The organism is Lysobacter spongiicola DSM 21749, from assembly GCF_900167055.1.
GTDB lineage: Bacteria > Pseudomonadota > Gammaproteobacteria > Xanthomonadales > Xanthomonadaceae > Novilysobacter > Novilysobacter spongiicola.
Map to the genome: position 1 here is coordinate 230,127 of NZ_FUXP01000002.1, position 25,114 is coordinate 255,240.

23 protein-coding genes are annotated in these 25,114 nt (G+C 68.7%); 14 read left to right on the forward strand and 9 right to left on the reverse strand.

Annotation, left to right across the window (positions count from 1 at the left end; translation table 11 throughout):
* Nucleotides 1–5 precede the first annotated feature (5 nt).
* Together B5D37_RS05345 and B5D37_RS05350 are read left to right on the forward strand one after the other, a co-directional pair.
* Nucleotides 6–1,274 (forward strand): DUF4785 domain-containing protein, encoded by a 1,269-nt coding sequence (locus tag B5D37_RS05345; protein WP_078757664.1) that lies wholly within the window; start codon nt 6–8, stop codon nt 1,272–1,274.
* A 102-nt stretch (nt 1,275–1,376) separates the two neighbouring features.
* Entirely contained in the window at nt 1,377–2,375 is a 999-nt protein-coding gene (locus B5D37_RS05350; RefSeq protein ID WP_078757665.1) for a polyprenyl synthetase family protein, read from the forward strand.
* Between the two features lie 11 nt (nt 2,376–2,386).
* Here the strand turns inward: B5D37_RS05350 and B5D37_RS05355 are convergent, their stop codons facing one another.
* The 4 genes from B5D37_RS05355 to B5D37_RS05370 form a co-directional block, all read right to left on the reverse strand.
* On the reverse strand, nt 2,387–3,190 hold the full coding sequence (locus B5D37_RS05355; RefSeq protein WP_078757666.1) for a dienelactone hydrolase family protein: 804 nt from the start codon (nt 3,188–3,190) through the stop codon (nt 2,387–2,389).
* Nucleotides 3,191–3,255: 65 nt separating this feature from the next.
* Nucleotides 3,256–4,650, reverse strand: a complete 1,395-nt coding sequence (gene murD, locus B5D37_RS05360) for a UDP-N-acetylmuramoyl-L-alanine--D-glutamate ligase (protein WP_078757667.1) — start codon at nt 4,648–4,650, stop codon at nt 3,256–3,258.
* The gene (gene murL / locus B5D37_RS05365; RefSeq protein ID WP_078757668.1) at nt 4,631–5,995 is read right to left on the reverse strand and encodes a UDP-N-acetyl-alpha-D-muramoyl-L-alanyl-L-glutamate epimerase; all 1,365 of its coding nucleotides are present in this window, start codon (nt 5,993–5,995) and stop codon (nt 4,631–4,633) included. The genes murD and murL overlap by 20 nt, the downstream gene beginning before the upstream one ends.
* Complete coding sequence (locus B5D37_RS05370) at nt 5,992–8,577, reverse strand: bifunctional aspartate kinase/diaminopimelate decarboxylase (protein WP_078757669.1); 2,586 nt, start codon at nt 8,575–8,577, stop codon at nt 5,992–5,994. The genes murL and B5D37_RS05370 overlap by 4 nt, the downstream gene beginning before the upstream one ends.
* 170 nt (nt 8,578–8,747) lie before the next feature.
* Here B5D37_RS05370 and B5D37_RS05375 point away from each other — a divergent pair, with 170 nt between their 5' ends.
* Nucleotides 8,748–9,626, forward strand: coding sequence for a PhzF family phenazine biosynthesis protein (locus B5D37_RS05375; protein WP_078757670.1), 879 nt, complete (start codon nt 8,748–8,750; stop codon nt 9,624–9,626).
* A gap of 53 nt (nt 9,627–9,679) precedes the next feature.
* On the opposite strand, the gene B5D37_RS05380 is transcribed toward B5D37_RS05375, so the two are convergent.
* Nucleotides 9,680–10,114 (reverse strand): OsmC family protein, encoded by a 435-nt coding sequence (locus tag B5D37_RS05380; RefSeq protein WP_078757671.1) that lies wholly within the window; start codon nt 10,112–10,114, stop codon nt 9,680–9,682.
* A gap of 216 nt (nt 10,115–10,330) precedes the next feature.
* On the opposite strand from B5D37_RS05380, the gene fusA reads away from it, so the two are divergent.
* The 5 genes from fusA to B5D37_RS05405 all read left to right on the forward strand — a co-directional run bounded on the left by fusA (nt 10,331) and on the right by B5D37_RS05405 (nt 14,898).
* Complete coding sequence (fusA, locus tag B5D37_RS05385) at nt 10,331–12,370, forward strand: elongation factor G (protein ID WP_078757672.1); 2,040 nt, start codon at nt 10,331–10,333, stop codon at nt 12,368–12,370.
* A gap of 77 nt (nt 12,371–12,447) precedes the next feature.
* Nucleotides 12,448–13,047, forward strand: a complete 600-nt coding sequence (locus B5D37_RS05390) for a M23 family metallopeptidase (protein WP_078757673.1) — start codon at nt 12,448–12,450, stop codon at nt 13,045–13,047.
* 75 nt (nt 13,048–13,122) lie between these two features.
* A complete protein-coding gene (locus tag B5D37_RS05395) occupies nt 13,123–13,683 on the forward strand; it encodes a YceB family lipoprotein (protein ID WP_078757674.1) in 561 nt (186 codons plus the stop codon).
* 1 nt (nt 13,684) lies between these two features.
* Nucleotides 13,685–14,413: a Cif family virulence factor gene (locus tag B5D37_RS05400; protein WP_078757675.1), complete on the forward strand. Its 729-nt coding sequence runs from the start codon at nt 13,685–13,687 to the stop codon at nt 14,411–14,413.
* 47 nt (nt 14,414–14,460) lie between these two features.
* On the forward strand, nt 14,461–14,898 hold the full coding sequence (locus B5D37_RS05405; RefSeq protein ID WP_078757676.1) for a putative toxin-antitoxin system toxin component, PIN family: 438 nt from the start codon (nt 14,461–14,463) through the stop codon (nt 14,896–14,898).
* On the opposite strand, the gene B5D37_RS15035 is transcribed toward B5D37_RS05405, so the two are convergent.
* The 4 genes from B5D37_RS15035 to B5D37_RS05420 form a co-directional block, all read right to left on the reverse strand.
* Nucleotides 14,893–15,129: a hypothetical protein gene (locus B5D37_RS15035; RefSeq protein ID WP_234987714.1), complete on the reverse strand. Its 237-nt coding sequence runs from the start codon at nt 15,127–15,129 to the stop codon at nt 14,893–14,895. The genes B5D37_RS05405 and B5D37_RS15035 overlap by 6 nt on opposite strands.
* Entirely contained in the window at nt 15,099–17,132 is a 2,034-nt protein-coding gene (locus B5D37_RS05410) for a DUF5916 domain-containing protein (RefSeq protein WP_234987715.1), read from the reverse strand. Before B5D37_RS05410 ends, B5D37_RS15035 begins: the two co-directional genes overlap by 31 nt.
* A gap of 271 nt (nt 17,133–17,403) precedes the next feature.
* On the reverse strand, nt 17,404–18,186 hold the full coding sequence (locus B5D37_RS05415) for a 3-hydroxybutyrate dehydrogenase (RefSeq protein ID WP_078757677.1): 783 nt from the start codon (nt 18,184–18,186) through the stop codon (nt 17,404–17,406).
* A 219-nt stretch (nt 18,187–18,405) separates the two neighbouring features.
* A complete protein-coding gene (locus tag B5D37_RS05420) occupies nt 18,406–18,885 on the reverse strand; it encodes an SET domain-containing protein (RefSeq protein WP_078757678.1) in 480 nt (159 codons plus the stop codon).
* A 155-nt stretch (nt 18,886–19,040) separates the two neighbouring features.
* Here B5D37_RS05420 and B5D37_RS05425 point away from each other — a divergent pair, with 155 nt between their 5' ends.
* The 6 genes from B5D37_RS05425 to B5D37_RS05450 all read left to right on the forward strand — a co-directional run bounded on the left by B5D37_RS05425 (nt 19,041) and on the right by B5D37_RS05450 (nt 25,069).
* Complete coding sequence (locus B5D37_RS05425; protein ID WP_078757679.1) at nt 19,041–19,505, forward strand: SUF system Fe-S cluster assembly regulator; 465 nt, start codon at nt 19,041–19,043, stop codon at nt 19,503–19,505.
* Between the two features lie 20 nt (nt 19,506–19,525).
* A complete protein-coding gene (gene sufB, locus B5D37_RS05430; RefSeq protein ID WP_078757680.1) occupies nt 19,526–21,037 on the forward strand; it encodes a Fe-S cluster assembly protein SufB in 1,512 nt (503 codons plus the stop codon).
* A 144-nt stretch (nt 21,038–21,181) separates the two neighbouring features.
* Nucleotides 21,182–21,946, forward strand: a complete 765-nt coding sequence (gene sufC, locus B5D37_RS05435) for a Fe-S cluster assembly ATPase SufC (RefSeq protein ID WP_078757681.1) — start codon at nt 21,182–21,184, stop codon at nt 21,944–21,946.
* A complete protein-coding gene (sufD, locus tag B5D37_RS05440; protein WP_078757682.1) occupies nt 21,946–23,235 on the forward strand; it encodes a Fe-S cluster assembly protein SufD in 1,290 nt (429 codons plus the stop codon). Before sufC ends, sufD begins: the two co-directional genes overlap by 1 nt.
* Nucleotides 23,232–24,482, forward strand: coding sequence for a cysteine desulfurase (locus B5D37_RS05445; protein WP_078757683.1), 1,251 nt, complete (start codon nt 23,232–23,234; stop codon nt 24,480–24,482). Before sufD ends, B5D37_RS05445 begins: the two co-directional genes overlap by 4 nt.
* Complete coding sequence (locus B5D37_RS05450; protein ID WP_078757684.1) at nt 24,479–25,069, forward strand: GNAT family N-acetyltransferase; 591 nt, start codon at nt 24,479–24,481, stop codon at nt 25,067–25,069. Before B5D37_RS05445 ends, B5D37_RS05450 begins: the two co-directional genes overlap by 4 nt.
* The last annotated feature ends 45 nt before the right edge of the window (nt 25,070–25,114 follow it).

Sequence of the window (25,114 nt, forward strand, 5' to 3'; positions counted from 1 at the left end):
CGACCATGAGGACAACGACCATCCACACGCTGTGCCTGTCCATCGGCTTCGCGCTTGCCACGGGCCCGGTGTTTGCACAGGAAGCATCCGCAAGCGAACCGTCCCACCCGCTGGCCGCCTCACCCGCCGACCAGAAGGTCGCCGTGCTGGCGAAGGACGCCCCGGCCAACCCGCCAGGCATCGAGCGCGAGCCGGTGCGCTTTTCCTGGGCGATCGACTCCAGCACCACCCTTGATGCCCCCCAGCCTTTCACCGCCACCAGCCGCGATTACTGGACCACGGTGGATGCAAGGGAATTGGCGCGCGGCCATACCGTCCACACGACGCGTCCCGGTGCCATGGTGCTGGTGAGTCCGGAACGCGGCGCTGCCGCCGCCGTGCAGCCGTCGGACATGCGCATCCTCCGGGGCGGCCGCGTGCTGGACCCGGCCACCGCGACGGATCGCAACGCCCCTGCGAGCGAGCTGCGGGCAGCCACCGGCGCGCCCTTCGCCGCGGGTTCGCTGGGCTTCCGCCTCCGCCCGGAACTCGGTGCGGGCCGATTCGACATCCAGGTACCCGACGCACGCGGGCGCTACGTGGTGCACGTCCACGAGCCCGACAGCCCGTACGCGCTGAAGCTGGTCAATCCGGATACCACCAAGCTCACCGGGGATTCGGTATCGATCGACGCCGAGCTGGTCGCCCCCGCCGGGACACCGCCGCTGCAACGACTGGGCGGGCTGCTGACCGCGCCCGACGGGCGGACCTTCGACCTGACCCCGGTCCGCACTGCCGGAGGCTATCGCCTGCAGGCCCAGCTGCCACGGCAGGCGTCGTCGCAACCCGGCCTGTGGGAAGCCCATGCGTTCGCCGTGGGCGAAGCCGCGGGGGAGCCGCTGCTGCGGGATGCGAAGGTTGCGCTGGAAGTCACCGCACCCACGGCGAGGTTGGGCGGCAGTTACGCCGTCACCACCGGCCCGGACGGGCTGGAAGTCACCGTGCCGCTGCAGGTCGCGAGCGAGGGCCGCTACGAGGTCCGCACCGTGCTCCATGGCACCGACGCTTCGGGGTCACTGCGCCCGGCGGCGGTCGGCCATTCCGCGGACTGGCTCCGTCCTGGCCGGCAGGCGCTGACGCTGGAGTTCGCGCCGGAGCTCTATCGCGGGCTCACGGCGCCCTTCGAGTTGCGCCAGTTGAGCCTGGGTGACCAGGGCCGCCACGGGCGGCTGGAGTACCGTGAGAATGCGGCGCGGCTGGAGGCGCGGGACCTGCGCACCGGCACTACCCGATGAAGCGGTAGGACGGAAGCATCCACACCGGCCCTCGGCGGCAGACCGCCGGAGGGCCGGCTTCCTAGCCTCTATAATCGGCCGTCCCCCGACGCCGGTTCCTGCATGCACGCCTCCGCCAGACCCCTCGCGCTCCCCGACCTGACCGCCATCCAGTCCCTGGCTCGGGACGACATGCAGGCGGTGGACACGCTGATCCGGGACCGGCTCGCGTCCGACGTGGTGCTGATCAACCAGGTCGCGGAGTACATCATCGGTGCGGGTGGCAAGCGCCTGCGCCCGATGCTGCTGTTGCTGGCGGCCGGCGCGTTGGGCCACCACGGGCCGCGCGCGCACCAGCTCGCTGCGGTGGTGGAGTTCATCCACACCTCCACGTTGCTGCACGACGACGTCGTCGACGAGTCCGACCTCCGACGTGGCCGCAAGACCGCCAACGCCGTCTGGGGCAATGCCGCCAGCGTGCTGGTCGGCGACTTCCTGTATTCGCGCAGTTTCCAGATGATGGTCGAGCTGGACAGCATGCCGGTGATGCAGATCCTCGCCGACACCACCAACCGGATCGCCGAAGGCGAGGTGCTGCAACTGCTGCATGTCCGCAATGCGGATACCGACGAGGCCGCTTACCTGCGCGTGATCGAACGCAAGACGGCGGTGCTGTTCGCCGCCGCCACCCGGCTGGGCGCGCTGTTGGCCGGTGCCGACGAGGCGACCCAGCAGCGCATGCATGACTATGGGCTCCACCTGGGGCACGCGTTCCAGATCGCCGACGACGTGCTCGATTACGCCTCGGATGCGCAGACCCTGGGCAAGAACCTCGGCGACGACCTGGCCGAAGGCAAGGCCACCTTGCCACTTATCCACGCGATCGGCCGAGCCGACCAGGCAACCGCGGCGAAGCTGCGCGAGGCGATCGAACAGGGCGATGCCGACGCCCTGCCCGAGGTACTGGCCGCCATCCAGGCCACCGGCGGGCTGGAGTACAGCCGCCAGCGCGCACGGGATTTCGCGCTACGGGCGAACGAGGCGCTGGACGGGCTGGAGGAGAACGAGCACATCGCCGCGCTGCGCGGGCTGGTGGAGTACGCGATCAGCCGGGATCACTGACCGCGTGCGCCTCAGCGGGAGACGGCTGCTCCGCTGAACCGCTCTTCCAGGAAGTCCTCCATCATTTCGTAGGCACGCGTGGCGGCGCGTTCGTCGTAGACGCAGCCCGGCGGGTGGTTGGCTTCCGGCTCGGCGAAGCAGTGCACCGCTCCGCTGAAGTTGACGAACTGCCAGTCGGCGCCGGCGGCGTCCATCTCACGCTCGAACGCGGCGATGTCCTCGTCGCTCACGCCCCGATCGTCAGCGCCATTGAGCACCAGGATCGAGGTGTCCACCGCATCGTCCCCTGCCGGGAGCGGCGTGGAGAGTCCCCCGTGGAAACTGACGACACCAGCGATGTCGCTGCCCGCGCGCGCCAGCTCGAGCACGCTGGTCCCGCCGAAGCAGAAGCCGATCGCGGCGATGGCATCGGCATCAACGGGTGCGCCACCGGCCTGCGCCCGCAGGACTTCCACCGCCTTGGAGACGCGGTTCCGCAGCAGTTCGCGATCGTCGCGCAGCTCGCCCGAGATCTTGGCGGCCTCCTCGCGGTCCGCCGGCCTGTTGTCCTTGCCGTAAACGTCGGCCACCAACACCACGTAGTCGTCCCCGGCGATCCGCTTGGCGTTCTCCACCGAGGCGCCGGTCACACCCATCCAGTTCGGCACCATCACCACGCCCGGCCGCTTGATCGAATTCGCATCGTCGTAGACCAGTACGCCGCTGAAGGCAGTGCCATCCATCTCCCACTCCACCGTCTCGGTCTGGACCGCCGCGAATGCAGGGGCGGCGAGCAACATCAACGACATCGATACTGCGAGGCGGCGCATGCTCATGACGGCGGTTCCCGGTGATGGAAAGACGCCGTCGAGAGTAGCGTGTCGCCGTGAAGGCGACGGATTCAATGGATGCCCAGCCCCTGGATGGTGCTGATCGCATCGGGGTCGAAGCCGGCGAGGCTGGCGAAATGGCGACCGCGCTCGACGTAGTCGCGATAGGGGCCGAAGCTCGGCGCGCCGGGAGACAGCAACAGGACCCCATCACCGCCCAACGCCTCGCGCGCCTGCTCCACCGCATCCGCGAGATCGGCTGCCGCGCACAGGCGGTAGGAGCCTCGCCCCTCCAGCAACCGGTGGATGCGCGGGCCGTTGGCGCCCATCGTCACCACCGCCAGCGGCGAGCGAGCGGCCAGCGCATCGGCGGTTCCACTCCAGTCGACCCCGCGGTCATGGCCTCCGACCAGCAACGCGATGCGCCGCTCGCCGAAGCACTCGAGCGCCGCCAGCGTCGCGTGCGGCGTGGTGCTGATGGAATCATTGACCCAGGTGGTGCCATCGCGTTGTCCCAGCACCTGCAGGCGGTGGGGTAACGGCAGGAACGATGCCGCGTGCGGTGCCAGTGCGACGCCATCGTGGCCCATGGCCTCCAGCGCCGTGAGCACGGCACAGAGATTGCCCCGGTTGTGGCGCCCCGGCAGTGGCAGGCTGGAGGTGTCCATCACCTCGCGATCGGCGCGGTACAGCACGTCGCCGCGCAGGTGCCAGCCGCGCCGGTCCCCGAACCAGAGGGTTTCGCTGTCGGGCAGCGACAGCGCCGTCAGCCGCGGGTCGTTCGCGTTCAGTACCGCCACGCGCGGGCGAGCACCGGTGAGCAACTGCAGCTTGTCGCTGATGTAGCGCGCTTCGCTGCCGTGCCAGTCCAGGTGCTCGGGGAAAATGTTGAGGGCGACCGCCACCTCCGGCCGTGCGCCGCTGGCCGCGACATCACCGGTCTGGTAGCTCGAGAGCTCGATTGCCCACGCCTGCGGCTCCACCGGCGGGTCGAGCAGCTCGAGCAGCGGCATGCCGATGTTGCCGGCCAGCGCGGTGCGCGTGCCCCCCGCCCTGAGCAGGTGCGCCAGCAGCGCGGTGGTGGTGCTCTTGCCCTTGGTCCCGGTGACGCAGATGGTGGACGCAACCACCCCGTCCTCGCCGGCGCGTTCGCCGAACCACATCGCGGTGCCGCCGATGAACCGGGTTCCGCGATCCGCGGCGACGAGCGCCTCGGGCCGGTACGGGCTGATGCCCGGCGACTTCACCACGACGTCGAAGCTCGACAGGCGATCCGCATCCGGTGCGCCTTCCGGCGCCAGCCACGAATCACCCAGGGCATGCGCCTCCGCGGCCTCGTCCGGAGTGCAGAACAGGGTCAGCGGCAACTCCGGCAAGCGAGAGCGCAGGGCCCGCCATGCCGCACGTCCTTCCCTGCCCCACCCCCACAGGGCGACGCGCTGGCCCTCAAGCTGTGAGATGCGCACGCAGCCGTTCCCACAAGGCAGGCGGAATGCCTTGCTCGTCATCGAGTACCAGCAGCGGTGCGATCTCCAGCTCGGCGGGATCGAGCAACGGCTGGATCTCCCTCGCGAACCGCTTCACCAAAGCATCCTCGCGCCACTCCGGGCGGCCGGCCAATGCCGCCATCGCGGCGCGTGATTCGCGGGCCTCGCCCACGCACTCGAATGGTTTGTGGTCGCGGTATTCCAGCAGCGCGTCGTAGCCTGCGGTCTGCGCCGGGTCGTCCAGCAGGTTGCGGCCAAAGATGCCCACCAGTCGCGGCTTGCTCATGAAAGGTGCCAGCGCCAGGAATACGAAGTGGCACTTGGGGCAGACGCCGCACCAGCGGTTGACCGGGCGCTCGCCCAGGATATGGAAGTTGCGGTTGCAACTGGAAAAATGCGCGTCGTAGCGGTCGCTGCGGGTGAACTGGCGCGCCACCGCGAGTTCGCTCAGCGGGCGAAGCAGCGAGTAGTAGCGCAGGTCCGCCGCCACGCGCCCCGACACGTGCGCCGCGAACGCCTGTTCGAACGCCCAGCCCTTGGACCACTGGTGGTTGACCTCGCCGGTGCCTTCGATCTGGCTGCCGTAACTGGCCGAACGCTCGTTGGAGAACACGACCTGGTCGTGTCCGAGCACCAGCGCGGCCAGCACCAGGATCGCCGAATTGACCGCCGTCACCGGGATGTGGCCGTTCCACGCGCCCTGCCGGTTGTACTCGAACAGTTGAGGGGCCAGCGCACGGCCGATGTTCAGCGTCGGCAGCCCGGTCCGTTCCGCACAGGCCTTGATCAGCTGCGAGCCGCCAATCCAGCTGACCGTCTGCTGCACGTCCAGCGCGCGCAGCGCCTCGATGCTGACCAGCGAGTCCTTGCCGCCACCGATCGCGACGATGGCATGCCCGTCGAGCCCCGCCGCCGGGGCGACGCCGGCTTCGCCCGAATGCGGGAAGCGGATGCGGCCATGCAGGTCGAGCCCGTTGCGATAGGCGAACTCGCCCAGGCCGTTGAGATAGACCGTCTCCAGCAGGGCGGCGGTGGCCTCGTCGATCACGTAACCATCGATCGAGATGGTGTCCGGCACGGCCGCCTTGTAGTAACTGACGCCGGCGATCAGGTGCAGTAGGCGCAGCGCCCGCTCAACCGCCGACAGGCGTGCATCGTCCAGGTCGAACGGCGCGCCCGGCACGGTGACTGTCTCCACCAGCTCCGGCCCCTGGTCGAAGGCATATACCAGCTGCGCGACGCCGGTGGCGGAATCGAACCCGCAACGCACGAAGCGGAACGTCTTGATGGCATCCCGGTTGAAACGCCAGGTGTCCTGACTCATTCGATGATGTCCTCTGCCGGCAATGCCCGCAGGTTGTAGGTGTTGGCCATGACCATGCCGTAGGCCCCGGCGTCGGCGACCAGCAGGATGTCGCCCTCGGCGGTGGCCGTCGGCAACAGGCGGTTGCGACCCAGCACGTCTCCGGTCTCGCAGATCGGCCCGACCACGTCGAAGGCGGCGGTATCCGCGTCGTCGAGGCGGCTGAGGTTATGGATGCCGTGCCAGGCTTCGTACACCGCCGGCCGCATCAGGGCGTTCATGCCGGCATTCGCCCCCACCCGCACGATGCCGTCCTTCTCCACCACCTGGGTGGCCGACAGCAACAACACGCCGGACTCCGCCACCAGGTAGCGTCCCGGCTCGATCACCAGTCCGTAGCGTGGGTAGGCCGCCTTGATCTCGTCGAGCCCGTTGCGCCAGGCGACCAGGTCGAAATGCTGCGCATCGGGCGTATATGGCACGCCCAGGCCGCCGCCGATGTCGATGGTTTCCACGGTGCCGACCGCGTCGGCAAGGCCTGCCAGGTTGGCGTAGACCTCCCGCCAATGCAGGGGGTCGTCGATGCCGCTGCCGAGGTGGGCGTGCAGGCCGCTGATGCGCACGTCCAGCGAACGCGCGAGCGCGAGGAAGGCGTCGAACTTCGCCAGCGGCAGGCCGAACTTGGCTGCGGCGCCGCCGGTCTTGACCTTCTCGTGGTGGCCTTCGCCCCGGCCAAGGTCGAGCCGCAGCCACACGGTGCGCCCGCGGAACAGTTCCGGCCAGCGCTGCAAGGCCTCGAGGTTGTCGATGGTGACAGCCACGCCGCGATCGAAGGCGTGCTCGTACTCACCGCGCGGCGCGAAGCTCGGCGTAAACAGCACCCGCTGCGGCGAGAGCTCGGGCAGCACACCGAATACGTGGTCCAGCTCGCCGCGGGACACACACTCCAAACCGAAGCCTTCGGTGGTCACGGCATGCAGGATCGCCGGGTGGGGATTGGCCTTGATGGCGAAGAAGCAGCGATCCACCGCGTCACTTGCGAGCAGGCCACGTGCGCGCTCGCGCACCGTCGCCAGGTCGTAGACGTAACGCGGCGTGCCGGCGCCTGCCATCTCGAGCAGGCGCTCGCGCCGCCCCACCCACCAGGGTTGCGGCCGCTGCACCGGCCCGAAGGTGATCTCCTTCCAGCTCGGGCCGAACACGCTGGCATCGAGTACCGGCATGGCGCCGCCGCGGATCAGCTCGGCGTGCAGCAAAGGCAGCAGCCCGTCGGCATCGGCCTCGTCGATCACGAAGGTCAGGTTGAGGTCGTTCGACGATTGCGAGATCAGGTGCACGCGCTCGCGGCCGAACGCCGCCCAGATATCGGACAGGCGGTGCAGCAACGAGCGCATGCCGCGGCCGACCAGGGTGATGGCGGCGCAGGGCACGATCACCTTCACCCGGCAGATCTCGCCCAGGTCGGCAGCCAGCGCCTCGAGCACGTTGGTGGTCACCAGGTTCTCGCTGGGGTCGAGCGAGATGGTGACGTTGGTTTCGGAGGAACCGATCAGGTCCACCGAGAGGCCGTGGCGACGGAAGCGCTCGAAGATATCGGCCAGGAAGCCGACCTGCTGCCACATCCCGATGCTCTCCATCGACACCAGCACCACGCCGTCGCGCCGGCTGATCGCCTTGACCCCCGGCACCGTGGCGGCACTGGAATCAATGCGCGTGCCCGGCAGGTCGGGCCGCGCGGTATCGAGGATCGCCATCGGCACGCCGGCATGGCGGCACGGGCCGATCGAGCGTGGGTGCAGCACCTTGGCGCCGGTGGTGGCGATTTCCTGAGCCTCGGCGTAATCAAGCCGGGCCAGCAGGCGGGCATCAGGCACCTCGCGCGGGTTGGCGCTGAACATGCCCGGCACGTCGGTCCAGATCTCGACCCGCCGCGCACCGAGCAGCGCGCCGAGGCAGGCGGCTGATGTATCCGAGCCGCCCCGACCGAGCACCGCGGTACCGCCGTCCTCGTGCCGGGCAATGAAGCCCTGGGTCAGCAGCATCCGTGCCGGTTGCGCCGCAAAACGCTCGACGAAGCCCGGCGCGGCCTCACGGTTGCAGTTCACCGCCAGCCGTCCTGCCCAGGCGCTCTGGTTCGGCAACGCGACGGCCTGCAGCCAGTCGCGCGCATCGCACCAACCGAAATCCAGCCCGCTGGCGTGCAGGTAATGGGCGCCGAGCGTCGAGGACAGCAGCTCGCCCTGCGCCAGTACTTCCGCCTGCCAGTCGAGCGGGCGGCTCGCGGCCCTAGGATCCGAAGCCAACCCCTGCAGAGCTCCGAGCCGTTCGCCCAGCACACTGGCCGGATCGAGCCCCAACTCCCGGCAGAAGCCTTCGTGACGCTGCACCAGCGCGTGGACGCGGCCGCCAACATCATCGCCATTGGCGATCGCCTGCAACTCGTTGGTGACGCCCGACAGCGCCGAGACCACCACCAGCACGCGACACTGTTCTTCCTGCGCGCGTTTGGCGGCGATGCGTCCGATGGTGTCCCAGCGGCCACGTTGCGACACCGACGTGCCGCCGAACTTCAGTACCACCCAACCCGCTGCCTGTGCCACCACGTGACCTCGCGCTAACCGAACGCCGCCGCAAAACCTCTAGAATCCCGCCCCTCCGGATGCGTCCCTGCGAACCGCAGCGCGCTGTCGGTCCTCCTGCACGGGGGATGGGCATGAAGGACCGATTCTAGTCGAACCGACCCCCGGCGCGACGCCAAGGAACCCCATCTACGATGACGCTTCGCCGCTACCTGCAGTTGGATGTTTTCGCCGACCGGCCCGGCGCCGGCAATCCACTGGCGGTGGTGCTCGACAGCGAGGGCCTGGACGACGGCGACATGCAGGCGATCGCGCGTTGGAACCGCAGGCCGGAGACGACCTTCGTATTCGCGCCGACCGACGCCTCCGCGGACTACCGGGTCCGCATGTTCAGTCCGACCCGCGAGGTGCCCTTCGCCGGCCATCCCAGCGTCGGCACCGCGTATGCGCTGCTGGAGGCGGACATGGTCAAGGTCCGCGATGGCCGGCTGGTGCAGGAAGGCGCGGTCGGCCTGTTGCCGCTCGCCATCGAGGGCGAAGGGCCCGGCCGCCGCGTCGCCGTGCGGGTACCGCGGGCGCAGGTCGTCGAGGTGGGCGATCCGGCGAGTGCCGGACTGCAAGCGGCCTTGAAGGGTCTCGCGCCAGGCCACCTGCCGCCGGCGTTGATGGATGGCGGCCGCCGCTGGTGGGTGGCGGAGGTGGCGGACGAGGAAAGCCTGCGCTCCGCCCGCCCCGACTGGCCGGCCATCGCGGCACTCGCGGCCAGCACGAAATCCATGGGCGTGTGCGCCTACGCCCGCACCCGCGATGGTGGCGACCATGACCTGGCGGTGCGTGCATTCGTCGGCGCAGGCGAGCCTTTCGAGGATGCCGCCTCCGGTGCGGCGAACGCCACGCTGGCGGCCTGGCTGGCCCACAACGATGCCCTGCCGGGGACGGGCGGCCGCTACGTGGCCAGCCAGGGCCGCGAGGTCGGCTTCGATGCCCGGCTGCACCTGCGGGTCGACGACGAAGGCGACATCTGGTCGGGCGGGCAATCGTGCTTGGTGGTCCGCGGGCACATCGACTGGTAGCCGCGCCCGCGGACCCTGGGTTCGAACCGCTAGCGCGGCGGAACTGCGCGCGCTCAGCCCTTGAGCGTCGCCTCAAGCTTCATCGGCACCGACGACAGCGCCTTCGATACCGGGCAGTTGTCCTTGGCGTCGCGCGCCAGTTCCTGGAAACGGGCGTCATCGATGCCGGGCACCTCGGCCTCCAGCACCAACCGGATCTGGGACAGCGACGGGCCACCCTCGGTGGACAGGTCGACCTCGGCGCGCGTATCCAGCCGCTCGGCCGGATGCCCGGCTTCGGCGAGCTGGTTGGACAGGAACATCGTGAAGCAACCGGCATGGGCGGCGGCGATGAGCTCCTCGGGGTTGGTGCCCTTCTCGTCACCGAAGCGGCTGTTGAAGCCATAGGCGGTCTTGTCCATCAGTCCGCTGGCTGGGGTGCTGAGCTGCCCGCGGCCGCTCTTGAGGTCGCCTTCCCAGTGTGCGGTGGCGTGGCGTGAAATGCCCATGTGCTTCTCCTTGGCTGTGTGGGGAGCGCGCACGATAGTCCGCCGGGTGTTACCGGGACGTGCGCCCGGGCTTGACCGGACCTGCGCCCGGCGCGAGTCTGGCGTTCCGGCCCCGCGCCGGCCTCCCGCCATGACCGCCCGCCGAGCGCTCCGCTCGGGCGCCCAGCGCGGACAGCCATGACGGCCTTCCACCCTTCGCACGGGAGAAGTCCGCTCATGTCCCATTCCACTTCAGATATCCGCAACGTGGCCCTCGCAGGCCACGCCGCCGCCGGCAAGACCACCCTGTTCGAAGCCCTGCTGCACGCCGGCGGCGCCATCCAGTCGGCAGGCAGCGTCGAACGCGGCAACACCGTGTCCGATTTCGATCCGGTCGAGCGACAGCGCGGTCATTCGCTCGACATCGCGATCGCCTCCGTCGACCACGATGGCATGCACCTCAACCTGGTCGATACCCCGGGCTATCCCGAGTTCCGCGGTCCCGCCCTGTCGGCACTGGCGGCGGTGGAGACCGTCGCCGTGGTCGTGGACGCCGGGAGCGGCGTCGACCACGGCACCCGGCGGATGATGGAGCACGCTGCAACGCGCGGGCTCTGCCGGGTGCTGGTGGTCAACAAGATCGACCAGGCACCGGACCTGGCCACCGTCCTGGACGATATCCGCACCTCGCTGGGCGCCCATTGCCTGCCGCTGAACCTGCCCGCCCACGGCGGCACGACGGTGGTGGACTGCCTCGGCAACAGCGAAGGTGACAGCGACCTGGGGCCGGTCGCGGACTGGCACCAGCGCATCATCGACCAGGTGGTGGAGGTGAGCGAGACCGTCATGGAACGCTACCTCGACCTGGGCGAACAGAGCCTGTCGGGACAGGAGCTGCACGATGCCTTCGAGCAGTGCCTGCGCGAAGGCCACCTGGTACCCGTGCTGTTCTGCTCGGCGCGCAGCGGAGCCGGGATACGGGAGATGCTGAATGTCGCGGACAGGTGGTTTCCCAACCCCGGCGAAGCCAATGCCCCGCCGTTCGAAAAAGGCCCCGGGCGGGAGCGTATCCAGGCGGTGCCGGATGCGGATGCACACGTCATCGCGGATGTGTTCAAGATCATCCATGACCCGTTCGTCGGCAAGCTCGGCGTGTTCCGGGTCTACCAGGGCACGGTGCGGCGCGACAGCCAGCTCTTCATCGACGACGGCCGCAAGCCATTCAAGGTGGGCCACCTGTTCCGGCTGCAGGGGAAGGACCATGTCGAGATCGACCGCGCGATACCGGGCGACATCGCGGCGGTCGCCAAGGTCGAGGAGCTGCATTTCGACGCGGTGCTGCACGACAGCCACGACGAGGACCAGATCCACCTCTCGCCGCTGGCGTTCCCCAAGCCGATGTTCGGCCTTGCGGTCGAAGCGTCGCGCCGGGGACAGGAGCAGAAGCTCGCCACGGCCCTTCGCAAGCTCGCCGACGAGGACCCGTGCTTCCAGGTCGAGCACGAGGAGGAGACCAACGAAACCATCGTCCGCGGCCTGTCGGACCTGCACCTGCGGATCCAGCTCGACCGCCTGCGCGACCGCCACGGCATCGAAGTCGGGACCCACCCGCCGCGCATCGCCTATCGCGAAACCATCGGAGCCACCGCGGAGGGCCACCACCGGCACAAGAAGCAGACCGGCGGCGCCGGCCAATTCGGCGAGGTCTTCCTGCGCGTCGAGCCGCTCCCGCGCGGCGGCGGCTTCGACTTCGTGGATGCGGTCAAGGGTGGTGCGATCCCCGGGCAGTTCCTGCCCGCGGTGGAGAAAGGCGTGCGGCAGGCGATGAAGGAAGGTGCCGTCGCCGGCTACCCGATGCAGGACCTGCGGGTGGTGGTGCATGACGGCAAGCACCACAGCGTCGACAGCAAGGAAGTGGCCTTCATCGCGGCAGGCAGGCGCGCGTTCCTCGACGCGGTGGCCAGGGCACGACCGCAGGTGCTGGAGCCGGTCGTCGACCTGGAGGTGAGCGTTCCCGAGCAGTACGTCGGCGATATCAGCGGCGGCCTGGCGGGCAGGCGCGCCAGGATCAGCGGCACGGACCGGGGGCGATCGGGCGGCATCGTGCTGAAGGCACAGGTACCGCTGTCGGAACTGGACGGCTACGCGACCGAACTCAAGTCGGCCACGGCCGGGCTGGGACGCTACTCGCTGGATTTCAGCCACTACGAGCCGGTGCCTGCCCAGCTGCAGAAACAGCTGGTCGCCGAATTCGTGCCCGGGGCGAACGAGGACTGACACCGCCGCCGCGACACCGCGGGCTAGACGGATGCCTTGACGCATCCGTGTCGGGGAGCATGGCTAGGCTGTAACACATGGCCGAACCCGCAGCACCTGCCCGACGCACGCCTGCCGCCCTGAGGCTGCTTGCGAACCTGCTGTTGCTGCTGGGCTTGGCACTGGCCGGCTGGTGGGCGTGGCAGCAGCCGTTCATGGCGAGCCCCCGGATGTGGTGGGAGATCTCGCGCGCCGATCCGCCAGCCTCCCTGCCGATGCCGGTCGATGGCGTGGCCGCCGGGGACATCGCCGACACCTGGGGCGCAGCGCGCGGGTCGGGCCGGTCCCATGAAGGCGTGGATATCTTCGCGGCCAGGGGGACAGCGGTACGCAGTACCACGCGCGGCGTGGTCAGTGCGGTGCGCGATGGCGGACTGGGCGGCAAACAGGTATGGGTGCTCGGCCCCGGCATGGAACGGCATTACTACGCGCACCTCGACGGCTGGGCCGAAGGGCTCGCCGAGCGCGACGTGGTATTCCCGGGCGACGTGCTCGGCCAGGTCGGCACCAGTGGCAATGCCAAGGGCACGCCACCACACCTGCACTACGGCATCTACGGCGCGGGCGGAGCGCTGGATCCCCTGCCACGGCTACGCGCGCCGGCCGGACACGACACGGAAGCAGCATCCGCGCGCTAGGATCGACCGTCCAGCCCTGACCCCACGTTCACCCGGACTGCGTACCGTCATCCCCGCCCCCGTACAGGATCGAACATGCGCAAGGCTCCACTCTTACTACTGGGACTCCTGGCCACGCTGGTCCTGGCCGGCTGTTCCACGTTGTCGGCGATGGGAGCCCTGCTGGGCAGCCAGGTCACCTTCACCCAGCCACAGCTGCAACGGGCGCTGGACCGGAACTTCCCGAAGGACTACGAACAACTGGGCGGTACCGTCGCGCTGCGCCTCGGCCAGCCGAGCCTGTCGATCCCCCACGACAGCAGCCGGCTGCGGCTGCAGTTCGAAGTGGGCCTGATGGCAGGCGGCCGCGCCGTCGGGCAGCCGGGTACCTTCGCATTGAGCAGCGGGCTCCGCTTCGATCCCCGGACCCGCGGGCTGCACCTGCAGGACCCGACCATCGAGTCGGTCGACATCCCCGCATGGGGCGGCGCGCTGGACGTGCCTTCGCGCGAGCTGCTGAGCCAGTGGCTGACCGATTACACACGACAGGAGCCCGTCTACGTGCTGGATGAGAGCCTGCTGCAGCGCATCGGCTCAGACCGCATCGCTTCGACAGGCATCCGGCGTGGCGTCGTGGTCCTGGACCTGGAGCGCTGACATGCGTGTTCCCGGCCTTGTCCTCGTCCTTTTCCTGGCGGCCTGTTCGGACCCCGAAGCCGTCACCCGGGATCCGGACGCCCACGCCACCGACAGCGCGCCGCTGCCCGCGCCGGAGGATGCCCGCGGCGGGGTGACCGGCATGCCCGAGCCGGGTGAACCGGGCCCGCGTGGCATCGCGCTGTCCGAACGCGGCGACGAGGCGGATGTGGAGCCGCTGTTCGAGCTGGAAGACGGCACCGGCCCGGATGGGCAGGCCCTGCCGTCCCCCGACGGGACGGCCGTCATCATCGGCGGGGACGGCGATGCGGAGGCACCGGGAATGGTCGCCGCTGACGGTACCGGTTTCGTGGATGACGTCGGCTACGCCCCGCCACCACCCGCTGGCGCGGATCCGGCCGCCGCGGGCACGGTCGTACAGTCCTACTACGGCGCCATCGACTCCGGCGACCATGCCACCGCCCATGGGTTGTGGGCGGACGGCGGGCGTGCCAGCGGCCAGTCGCTCGAGCAGTTCAGGGATGGCTTCAGCCGCACCAGCGGGATCTCGGTCGAGATCACGGGCCAGCCGGAAGCTTCCGGCGGCGACCGCGCCCGTGTACCCGTGGCAGTCGCCAGTACCACCGACAGCGGCGAGGTGCGCCGGTTCGCCGGGACCTACACGCTGTCCCGCGAGGGTGACGGCGACTGGCGCATCGTGGCGGCCGACCTTCGCGAAGTGCAGCACTGACCACGGTGCCAGACGGGATCATCGCTACGTCGGCCCCGGCCGATGCCATGCCGCCGCGCATCGTGCTCGACACCAACGTCTGGCTCGACCTGCTGGTGTTCGACAACCCACGCCGGGCGGAGCTGCGCGAAGCGATGCACCTGGGCGAGGTGCTTGCCGTCACCAACGCGGCCTGCCGGGAAGAGTGGATACGGGTGCTGCGCTACCCGATCCTGCGGCTGGATCCACCCGCTATCGAATCGCTGGAACAGGCGTTCGACGCGATCGCCCATGACTGGTCGGCAGCGGGCACCGAGGAACCCGGTCTGCCACGCTGCAGCGACCCCGACGACCAGAAGTTCCTGCAGCTCGCGCACGATGCGGGCGCCCGCTGGCTGCTCAGCCGCGACCGCGCGGTGCTGGCGCTCGCCCGCCGCTGCCGTCGCGAGGGCCGGTTCGCGATCCTGCCGCCGGAAGCCTGGCCCTCCCCGGCTGGAACCTCATAGCTCGAAGCGGTAGCTCAGCTTGACCAGCAGTTGCTCGCTGTCGCGCAGGTGGAAGCTCTCGCCCAGCTGGCGGTCCGGATCCACCGAGAACTCGTCGAACATGTAGCCGCCGCGTCCGTACACCACGTAGAGATCGGACAGGGGTGCCAGCATGTAGCGGTAGCGCACCTGGAAACCCATGTTGCGCAGGCTGAAGTCGTCTACCTGGTGGTCGCCAACCGGTTCGACCACCGTCGCCCGCCGGTCCGGGCCGACCACCACCGCCTCCTGCAATTGCGCATCCAGCCGATCGCCTGCAGTTTCACCCGCAGCTCCTGGCGCTGCCCGATGCTCCAGGCCAGGCCGGCATCGAATTGCAGGTAGCGCTGCTCGAACCGCCCGACCAGGTTGTCGCGCTGCCAGACCAGCCAGTCCGGCGTGTATTCGGCGTAGGCGCCAACGAAGGCGTTGAGCGAGTCGCTGAAGTAGTAGGTCGGCTGGAACTGGACGCTGTAGCCGACCTTGTCGTTTCCGGCCAACCCGCCGCTTCCGGCCCACAGGTCGACTTCCCAGCTCCAGTCGGCCTTGCGCGGCCGGAACCGCTCCCAGGACAGGCTGAAGTTGCCCGGACGATGGAGCGCATGCCCGCCCCGTGTCAGCAGGTCGTCGTGGGCGGGCGCATTGAGGTTGAGCTGCAGGTACTCGTTGCCGCCGTCGCGGCGGTCACTCTGCCGGATCAGCCGAAGCTGGCGCTGCAGGCGCAGGCCGTCGTCGTTGTCCATCCCGATGATCCGGCCGCGGTAATCATGGGACGCGTAGGCCGACGCCTCGGGCTGGTTGGCCATCCGGCGGCTGAGTTGCCAGTGGCCGTAGTTGAGGTTGTTGCGAGAGAGGTAGCCGAAGTCGTTGACCTGCAGGTCGTCACCGAAGTGCATGGCGAGCCACTGCTGGCGCCAGCCATCGCCCATTTCGTAGTCGACCACGGTGGTGGCACCGCTGCCGCGGGTGGTGGTGCCATCCTGTTCGATGTCGCTGCCGACCATGGTGCTGGTGACGGTCAGCGAATCGGTCGGCTGCCAGCGATGATCGACCCCGAGTACCCTCGCCTCCCGGTCCAGCCACGGGCGTAGCACCTGCGTCGCCAGCAGGCCGATGTTCTGCCGCGCGAAGTCGTGGTTGAGCCGCAGTGCGCGGAAGGAACGTCCCGCATCGCCCTCCTCCTCGGCCGCCATCAGGCCGTAGTTCATGCCGCCGAGGCTGCCGTTGAGCTTGACCGCGGCGTCGATGCTGGCCGCACCACTGCCGTCATCGGCCAGTCCGCCCACGCGCCGGGTGTAGATCAACTGGCTGTTGTCGAGCAGCATCCCGAAGTTGAAGATGCCCTGGTTCTCGGTGAAGAACGGACGCTTGTCGCTGAAGAAGGTTTCCTCGGCGCCGAAGTTCACCACCAGGTCGTCGCTCTCGACCTGGCCGAAGTCGGGGTTGATCGTCGCGGTCAGCTGGGTCTGTCCGTTGGGTTTCCAGAAGATGTCGGCACCGGCATCGAACTCGCTGTCCCCGCCGATGTTGTCGTGCACGCCCACCACGTACGGCGTCACCGCCAGCAGCGACTGGCTGAAGGCGGGCAACTCGACCCGGTTGAACTCCGATAGGAAGCGCGGCCGCACCCAGCTCGCCGTTGGCCACGCCACGCGCTCGCCGGTGGAGCCGATCACGCGGTCCAGGTAGAGGCCGATGGTGCGGGTGCCGCCATCGGCCTTGCGCATCGGCGCGATGTACCACGGGATCAGGAACTCGGCGCTCCAGCCCGCTTCATCTTCCATCGATGCGTACTGCCAGTTGCCGTCCCAGTCGTTGTTGAAGTTGCCCTCGTTGGTCACGACCTCGTCGGCAATACCGCCTGCCAGGGTGATCATGAAGTCGTAGCCGGTGCGGCCGTCACCGTCGAAATCGACGATCACGTTGACCCGGTCCAGCTGCCCGCCCTCGTCGCGACGCGTGCGCTGGCGGGTGCGCTCCACGCCCGGCGGCTGGATGTTGCGGAAGGCCACCGCCAGCCCCTCGGGCGTCGATTTGACCCACGCCTCGGTCGGATACGGCGAGGCCTCCAGCGACAGCGGTTGGGTCAGGCGGAAATCGGTGATGTGCCGGGCACCCTCCCATTCCACCGGATCGATCCTGCCGTCGACCTCGATGGCTGCGGCCGGCAGGGCCACCAGGGCCGGTAGCAGGAGGGCGACCGGGGACAGGCGCATTCGGCGGCTCGGTGCGGGATGGCCGGGCAGACTACCGGCATCCGGCCGGGCAGCCGAATGGCGGAAGTCATGTAAACCGGCGGGGGCCCGCCCGCATCGGGCGCTGCGAGGGCCGGCCTGTAGGAGCGGCTTCAGCCGCGATTCGACCCACGGATACCGTGGCAGGAGCAGACGAGAGGGGGCTCCACCGGATTGGGATCCTGTTCCCCGGATCACGATCGCGGCTGAAGCCGCTCCTACAGAAGCCCGGCCAAGCGCACTCCTCCGCCCGCTACTGCATATGCCAGCCGTGGCTGACCACGAAGCTCTGGCCGGTCAGCGCCGCCGTAGGGAACTCGGCAAGGAAGCGCACGCACTGCGCCACGTCCTCGACGGTGGTGAAAATGCCATCGACGGTGTTGCCCAGCATCACCCGGCTCACCACTTCCTCTTCGCTGATACCCAGCTCGCGCGCCTGCTCGGGGATCTGCCGGTCCACCAGCGGCGTGCGCACGAATCCCGGACAGACCACGTGGCTGCGCACGCCGTGCTTCGCACCTTCCTTGGCCAGCGTGCGCGACAGCCCCAGCAGGCCGTGCTTGGCGGTCACGTAGGGCGCCTTCAGGGGCGAAGCCTGGTGGGAGTGCACCGAGCCCATGTAGACCACGGTGCCGCGGCCCTTCGCATACATGTGCGGCAATGCGGCGCGGGAGGTCAGGAACGCGCCGTCCAGGTGGATGGCGAGCATCTTCTTCCAGTCCGCGTAGCTGAACTCGTGGATCGGATTGACGATCTGGATGCCGGCATTCGACACCAGGATGTCCAGCCCGCCAAGCGCCTCCACCACACGGGCGGTACCGTCATTGACCGCGGCTTCGTCGGTCACGTCCATGGCCACGCCGATCGCGCGTCCACCCGCCTGCTCGATCTCTGCGGCAACCGCGTTGGCGCCATCGGGATTGATGTCGGCGATCGCGACCGCGGCGCCGGCACGCGCCAGCTCGAAGGCGATTTCCCTGCCGATGCCGCTGGCGGCGCCGGTGACGAGGGCGACCTGGCCGGTGATGGGGGTCATGGGGAGCTCCGCTGCAAGGGTCTGCCGCCGATGTTACCGGCGGGCGGGGGACGGATGCGGGCACCGCCCCTGCACCTTGGTCCAATAGGCCCGGCCCCACCCGCTTCTGTAGGAGCGGCTTCAGCCGCGATCGGAAGTCGGCGGCCCCATGAAGGGTCGGATCGCGGCTGAAGCCGCTCCTACAAGTGCCCAGCCCCGAGACGCGCGCTAACCGCGGGCTCAGGCCTTCTTCTTGCGCTTGGGCTGCAGCATGGTGCCGGTGCAGTCCTTCGCGCCGCAGCGGCACTCCCAGATCTTCTTCATTCGCGGCGTGTGCGCTTCGGCCAGGGTGATGCCGTAGTTGTAGGACAGCTCCTCGCCGGGCTTGATGTTGCGAATCGCCTCGATGAACACCCGGTCCTTGCGGCGGTCCTCGCCATCGTGTTCTTCCATCACCGCTTCGCAGTTGGGCTTGCAACTGTGGTTGATCCAGCGCGCGATGCCGCCTTCGTAGTTGGCGTCGATGACGTATTCGTCGTTGAGCGTGAACAGGAAGGTGTGCCCGGAATCAGCGTCGCCGGTGTCGCCCGCGTCGACGTCTTCATGGGTGCGGCGGCGGCCCTTGTACTCGATGATGCGCTCCCCTTTGGCGATCGGTTCGAGGGCGAATACACCGTTGCCATGGATGGCGGAGCGACGGGCGGCGACTTTACGCGGCATGCGGATTTTCCAGCAGGAGTGATGCCGCATTGTGCCGGATGCGCCCGCTGGCGAGACGGCGCCCCGTGGACGAGGCGGATGAATCGCCCTGCGCCACCCTGCTTGGCCCGGCCGGCGATAATCCGTACAATTCCGGTACGAATTAGGGCCTCCCCATGCTGAGAGTCACCAAACTCACCGATTACGCCACGGTCGTGCTGACCGTGCTGGCTGCCGATCCGGAGTCGGTGCTGAGTGCCTCCGAGCTGGCCGAGCGTGCCGGCCTGGAGACGCCCACCGTCAGCAAGCTGCTCAAGCCCCTGGCCCAGGCGGGCCTGGTGGACGGCTTCCGGGGCGCCAACGGCGGCTACAAGCTGGCCCGCGCCGCCGACGCGATTGGCCTGATCGAGATCGTCGAGGCGATGGAAGGCCCGCTTGCGATGACCGAATGCAGCATCCACACGGGCAACTGCGCGATCGAAGGCCAGTGCGGCGTACGCGCCAACTGGCGGCGCATCAACGATGTGGTGGTGGATGCACTGCGCGGGGTGACGCTCGCGCAGATGCTGGCACCGCCCCAGCCGCCCGGCCCGACACCACCCGACCCGAAGCGCATCCACATGCGCCTCGCCAACGCATAACCAGAGAGTAGGCAGCCCCCATGGCCACCGAAGTCACCCCTTCCATCTCCGGCCCCCTGTCGCCGGCCCCGGTCACGCCCTTGCGCGATGCGCCGATCGCCAACGAGGCGATCCACGCGCAGTTGGGCCGCAAGTACGAAGCCGGGTTCATCACCGACATCGAGTCCGACAGCCTGCCCCCGGGGCTGGACGAGGACACCATCCGCGCGCTTTCCGCCAAGAAGGAAGAGCCCGAGTGGATGACCGAGTGGCGGCTGGAGGCGTACCGGCACTGGCAGACCATGCCGATGCCGCACTGGGCCAAGCTCAACATCGAGCCGATCGACTTCCAGGCCTTGAGCTACTACTCCGCGCCCAAGGGCCCGAAGTACCAGTCGCTCGACGAGGTCCCGCAGGAACTGCTGGATACCTACGACAAGCTCGGCGTGCCGCTGCACGAGCGGGCGAAGCTGGCCGGCGTGGCGGTCGATGCGGTGTTCGATTCGGTCTCGGTCGGCACCACCTTCCGCAAGGAGCTGGCCGAGAAGGGCGTGATCTTCTGTTCGATGTCGGAGGCCATCAAGGACCATCCGGAACTGGTACGCCAGTACCTGGGCAGCGTGGTGCCGGTGGGCGACAACTTCTTCGCCGCGCTGAACTCGGCGGTGTTCTCCGATGGGAGCTTCGTGTTCATCCCGGCCGGGGTGAAGTGCCCGATGGAGCTGAGCACCTACTTCCGCATCAACGCCGGCCATACGGGCCAGTTCGAGCGCACCCTGATCATCTGCGAGGACCGCGCGCAGGTGTCCTACCTGGAAGGCTGCACCGCGCCGATGCGCGACGAGAACCAGCTGCATGCGGCGGTGGTCGAGTTGGTCGCGCTGGAAGACGCCGACATCAAGTACTCGACCGTGCAGAACTGGTATCCCGGCGACGAGAACGGCGTCGGCGGCATCTACAACTTCGTGACCAAGCGCGGCGAGTGCCGTGGCGCGCGCAGCAAGATCCACTGGACCCAGGTCGAGACCGGTTCGGCCATCACCTGGAAGTACCCGTCCTGCGTGCTGATCGGCGACGACTCCACCGGCGAGTTCCACTCCGTCGCGCTGACCCACCACCGCCAGCAGGCGGATACCGGCACCAAGATGATCCACGTCGGCAAGCGCACCAAGAGCAAGATCATCAGCAAGGGCATCAGTGCCGGCCGCGGCCAGAACACTTACCGCGGGCTGGTGAAGGTGGCGCCGGGCGCCGACGGCGCGCGCAACTACACCCAGTGCGACTCGCTGCTGATCGGCAAGAAGTGCGGCGCCCACACCTTCCCCTACATCGAGGTGAAGAACCCCAGCGCCACCGTCGAGCACGAGGCCACCACCTCGAAGATCAGCGACGACCAACTGTTCTACTGCCGCACGCGCGGCATCGGCGAAGAGGACGCGGTGTCGATGATCGTCGACGGCTTCTGCAAGCAGGTCTTCCGCGAGCTGCCGATGGAATTCGCCGTCGAAGCCAAGAAGCTGCTGGACGTGAGCCTGGAAGGCTCGGTCGGCTGATAGTCATCGCGCCGCTCTTCCTGTAGGAGCGGCTTCAGCCGCGATCTGGAACCGGACGTGCCACCAGCCATCCGATCGCGGCTGAAGCCGCTCCTACAAAAATTCGAACAACACCACCCGCTTGCGGGACACGGGAACAACATCATGCTGAAGATCGACAACCTCCACGCCTCCGTCGGCGGCAAAGAGATTCTCAAGGGCTTGTCGCTGGAACTGCAGCCAGGCCGCGTCCACGCGATCATGGGGCCCAACGGCGCCGGCAAGTCGACGCTGGGCAACATCATCGCCGGCCGCGAGGGCTACGAGGTCACCGAAGGCAGCATCACCTTCCAGGGCCAGGACCTGCTGGGGCTGGAGCCGGAAGAGCGTGCCGCCGCCGGCGTCTTCCTGGCGTTCCAGTACCCGGTCGAGATCCCCGGGGTGAACAACACCTACTTCCTGCGGACCGCGCTCAACGCGCAGCGCCGGGCGCGCGGCGAGCAGGAACTGGATTCGATGCAGTTCCTGAAGCTGGTGCGCGAGAAGCTGGCAGTCCTGCATCTCAGGGACGAGCTGCTGCACCGCGCGGTCAACGAAGGCTTCAGTGGCGGCGAGAAGAAGCGCAACGAAATCTTCCAGCTGGCGCTGCTGGAGCCGAAACTCGCCATCCTCGACGAGACCGACTCCGGCCTGGACATCGATGCGCTCAAGGCGGTCGCCGAAGGCGTCAACGCCTTGCGCTCGCCGGAGCGGGCGTTCCTGGTGATCACCCATTACCAGCGCCTGCTGGACTACATCACGCCCGACGAAGTCCACGTGCTGGCCGACGGTCGCATCGTCGAGACCGGCGGCCCGGAGCTGGCCCGCGAACTGGAACAGCACGGCTACGAGTGGATCAAGGACCGCGTCAGCCCGGAGGCCACCGCCTGATGAGCGCGCTGCTCGACTCCCTCGCATCCGGCTTCGGCGACCTGCCCCTGCGCGAGGCCGCGGGGCTGGGTCCTGCCCGGCAAGCCGCACTGGACGCGGCATTGCAGGACGGGCTGCCGCACGCACGCGTGGAGGCGTGGAAGTACACGCCACTGCGCGCGCTGGAGCGCCGCCCCTTCGCCGCGGCGCATTCCACCGCGTTCGATCCGGCGCTGCTGGCGGACATTCCCGCGCCCCGCATCGTCTTCGTCAATGGCCGGCACGACGCGGGCGCCTCGGACCTGTCCGGGCTGCCTGCCGGTGTCACGCTGCGGCCGCTGTCGGAAGTGCTGGCCAACGGCAGCGCCCGTGACGCGAACTTCCTCGCACGGCGGTTCGAACGTGCCGACGAGGTCTTCGCCAAGGTCAACGCGGCGCTGGCGACCGAGGGCGTGGTACTCAAGGCCGACGCCACGCCGCGCGACGCGACAGCGATCCACCTGGTCTTCATTGGTGCGGCCGCCGACAGTGACCAGGCCTGGCACCTGCGCCACCTCGTTGACCTCGCGGCCGACGCGAGCCTGGCACTGGTCGAACACCACCTCGGCAGTGGCGATCACCGGCACATGGCCAATGGCCTGATGCACGTGCACCTGGGCCAGCGCGCGCGGCTGTCGCATGCCCGGGTACAGTCCGAGTCGCAGGGCGCGACGCTGCTCACGCGCACCGATGCCGTCCAGGCCAGCGGCTCCGAGTACCGCCGGCTGGACCTGGAGCTCGGCGGCGGGTTGTCGAGGCACGAGCTCAACGTCGCCCAGCAGGGCACCGCCGCCCGGCTTCATGCCAATGGCGTGCTGCTGGCCGATGGTCGCCGTCACCTCGACACCCGCCTGGGCATCGACCACGCCGCACGCGAGGGCCAGTGCGAACTGGTCTGGCGCGGGCTCGGCGCCGGGCGCTCGCGGGCGGTCTTCCATGGCGGGATCCTCATCCGCGAAGGCGCGGACGACACCAACGCCATGCTGTCCAACAAGAACCTGCTGCTCGACGCCGGCGCCGAGATCGACACCCAGCCGGTGCTGGTCATCCATGCCGACGAGGTCCAGGCCGCGCACGGCGCCACCGTTGGCCAGATCGACCCGACCGCCCTGTTCTACCTGCGCTCGCGCGGACTGCCGGCGGAACAGGCGCGGGCGATGCTGACCGCCGCGTTCTGCCGCGAAACGCTGACGGTGATCGAAGACGAGCGCGCCCGCGGCATCCTCGGCGCCCGGCTCGATGCCGCGCTGGCACGGGTGCAGGCAGGATGAGCTCGGCCGATACCGCCACCCCGGGTGCGTCTCCCGTGGACTGGGCGCGCATCCGAGGCGACTTCCCACTGCTCTCCCGCCAGGTGCACGGCAAGCCGCTGGTTTACCTCGATTCCGCCAACACCGGCCAGAAGCCGGCGGTGGTGATCGAAGCGGTGGACGACTTCTTCCGCAACCACAACGCCAACGTCAGCCGGGCGGTGCATGCACTGGGCGCCGAGGCGACCGAGGCCTACGAAGGCGCGCGCACGAAGCTGGCGCGGTTCCTCAACGTACGACCGAACGAACTGGTGCTGTGCAGCGGCACCACCTTCGCCATCAACCTCGTCGCGTATTCGTGGGCGCTACCGCGGTTGAAGGCCGGCGACGTGATCGTGGTGACCCGGATGGAGCACCACGCCAACATCGTGCCCTGGCAGTTGGTGGCAGAGCGCACCGGCGCCACCATCAAGGTGGCCGAGCTGGACGATAACGGCGACCTCGACCTGGATGCGTTGCACGCGCTGCTCACTCCGGAGGTAAAGCTGCTGGCGCTGGCGCATGTCTCCAACGTGCTCGGGACCGTCAATCCCGTCCGCGAGATCTGCAAGGCCGCCCGCAAGCGCGGCATCACCACCGTGGTCGACGGCTCGCAGGCCGCACCGCACCGGGTGGTCGACATCGCCTCGATCGGCTGCGACTTCTACGCGATCACCGGCCACAAAATGGCCGGGCCCACCGGTACCGGCGCGCTGTGGGCGCGCCGCGAGCACCTTGAGTCGATGCCGCCGTTCCTGGGCGGTGGCGAGATGATCAAGGAAGTCTGTTTCGAGGGCACGGTCTACAACGATCCGCCGCACAAGTTCGAAGCCGGCACGCCCAACATCGCGGGGTTCATCGGGCTGGGCGCGGCGGTCGATTACCTGTCGGCGGTTGGCATGGATCACATCGAAGCACGCGAACAGGCCCTGCTCGCCTACGCCACCGAGCGCATGGACCAGGTGCAAGGCCTGCGCATCTTTGGCCGCGCGCGGGAAAAGGCCGCGGTGGTGAGCTTCCTGATCGAAGGGGCGCACTCCCATGACCTCGCCACCCTGCTCGACCTGGAAGGCGTCGCCATCCGCTCGGGCCAGCATTGCGCCCATCCGCTGATGCAGTATTTCGGGGTGCCGGCCACCTGCCGCGCCTCGTTCGCCTTCTACAACACGTTCGAGGAGATCGATGCGTTCATCGCTGCCCTCGACAAGGTCCGCCGCCTGCTCGCATGAACCACGACCTGCGCTTCCGCCCCGCCACGCTCGATGATGTCGGAGCGCTGGTCGAACTGATCGAATCGGCCTACCGCGGCGATGCCAGCCGCGCGGGCTGGACCACCGAAGCCGACCTGCTCGATGGGCGCCGCACCGGCCCGGAGGACGTCACGGCCTGCATCGTCAAGCCGAAAAGCCTGATGCTGCTGGCAGTGGATGAGCCAGGCGCCGACATCCTCGCCTGTGCCCACATCGCCATCGAAGACGGCGCCGGCTACTTCGGCATGTTCTCGGTGCGGCCGGGACTGCAGGGCAACGGCGTCGGCAAGGCCCTGCTAGCGGAGGCCGAGCGCATCGCCGGGGAGCAGTGGGAACTGCCTTCGATGCGGATGACGGTGATCGACCTGCGCAATGAGCTCATCGCCTTCTACGAACGCCGTGGCTACCGTCGCACCGGTGTGCATAAGCCGTTCCCCTACGGCGATGAGCGCTTCGGCATCCCCCGCCGCGGCGACCTGCGCTTCGAGGTGCTGGAGAAGCCGCTGTTGTCCTCCGAGGGGATTTCCCAGGGGTTGTCCCCCAAGGGGACTTCCTTCGGGGCGTAGGAGCGGCTTCAGCCGCGATCATGCAGCGGAACGGGCAAACAGACA

What these genes read in the sequence shown, in the direction of transcription:
- B5D37_RS05345 (WP_078757664.1), top strand. Translation starts at nt 6, where the DNA reads ATGAGGACAACGACCATCCACACGCTGTGCCTGTCCATCGGCTTCGCG.
- B5D37_RS05350 (WP_078757665.1), top strand. Translation starts at nt 1,377, where the DNA reads ATGCACGCCTCCGCCAGACCCCTCGCGCTCCCCGACCTGACCGCCATC.
- B5D37_RS05355 (WP_078757666.1), bottom strand. Translation starts at nt 3,190, where the DNA reads ATGAGCATGCGCCGCCTCGCAGTATCGATGTCGTTGATGTTGCTCGCC.
- murL (WP_078757668.1), bottom strand. Translation starts at nt 5,995, where the DNA reads ATGAGTCAGGACACCTGGCGTTTCAACCGGGATGCCATCAAGACGTTC.
- B5D37_RS05375 (WP_078757670.1), top strand. Translation starts at nt 8,748, where the DNA reads ATGACGCTTCGCCGCTACCTGCAGTTGGATGTTTTCGCCGACCGGCCC.
- B5D37_RS05380 (WP_078757671.1), bottom strand. Translation starts at nt 10,114, where the DNA reads ATGGGCATTTCACGCCACGCCACCGCACACTGGGAAGGCGACCTCAAG.
- fusA (WP_078757672.1), top strand. Translation starts at nt 10,331, where the DNA reads ATGTCCCATTCCACTTCAGATATCCGCAACGTGGCCCTCGCAGGCCAC.
- B5D37_RS05390 (WP_078757673.1), top strand. Translation starts at nt 12,448, where the DNA reads ATGGCCGAACCCGCAGCACCTGCCCGACGCACGCCTGCCGCCCTGAGG.
- B5D37_RS05395 (WP_078757674.1), top strand. Translation starts at nt 13,123, where the DNA reads ATGCGCAAGGCTCCACTCTTACTACTGGGACTCCTGGCCACGCTGGTC.
- B5D37_RS05400 (WP_078757675.1), top strand. Translation starts at nt 13,685, where the DNA reads ATGCGTGTTCCCGGCCTTGTCCTCGTCCTTTTCCTGGCGGCCTGTTCG.
- B5D37_RS05405 (WP_078757676.1), top strand. Translation starts at nt 14,461, where the DNA reads ATGCCGCCGCGCATCGTGCTCGACACCAACGTCTGGCTCGACCTGCTG.
- B5D37_RS05410 (WP_234987715.1), bottom strand. Translation starts at nt 17,132, where the DNA reads ATGCGCCTGTCCCCGGTCGCCCTCCTGCTACCGGCCCTGGTGGCCCTG.
- B5D37_RS05415 (WP_078757677.1), bottom strand. Translation starts at nt 18,186, where the DNA reads ATGACCCCCATCACCGGCCAGGTCGCCCTCGTCACCGGCGCCGCCAGC.
- B5D37_RS05420 (WP_078757678.1), bottom strand. Translation starts at nt 18,885, where the DNA reads ATGCCGCGTAAAGTCGCCGCCCGTCGCTCCGCCATCCATGGCAACGGT.
- B5D37_RS05425 (WP_078757679.1), top strand. Translation starts at nt 19,041, where the DNA reads ATGCTGAGAGTCACCAAACTCACCGATTACGCCACGGTCGTGCTGACC.
- sufB (WP_078757680.1), top strand. Translation starts at nt 19,526, where the DNA reads ATGGCCACCGAAGTCACCCCTTCCATCTCCGGCCCCCTGTCGCCGGCC.
- sufC (WP_078757681.1), top strand. Translation starts at nt 21,182, where the DNA reads ATGCTGAAGATCGACAACCTCCACGCCTCCGTCGGCGGCAAAGAGATT.
- sufD (WP_078757682.1), top strand. Translation starts at nt 21,946, where the DNA reads ATGAGCGCGCTGCTCGACTCCCTCGCATCCGGCTTCGGCGACCTGCCC.
- B5D37_RS05445 (WP_078757683.1), top strand. Translation starts at nt 23,232, where the DNA reads ATGAGCTCGGCCGATACCGCCACCCCGGGTGCGTCTCCCGTGGACTGG.
- B5D37_RS05450 (WP_078757684.1), top strand. Translation starts at nt 24,479, where the DNA reads ATGAACCACGACCTGCGCTTCCGCCCCGCCACGCTCGATGATGTCGGA.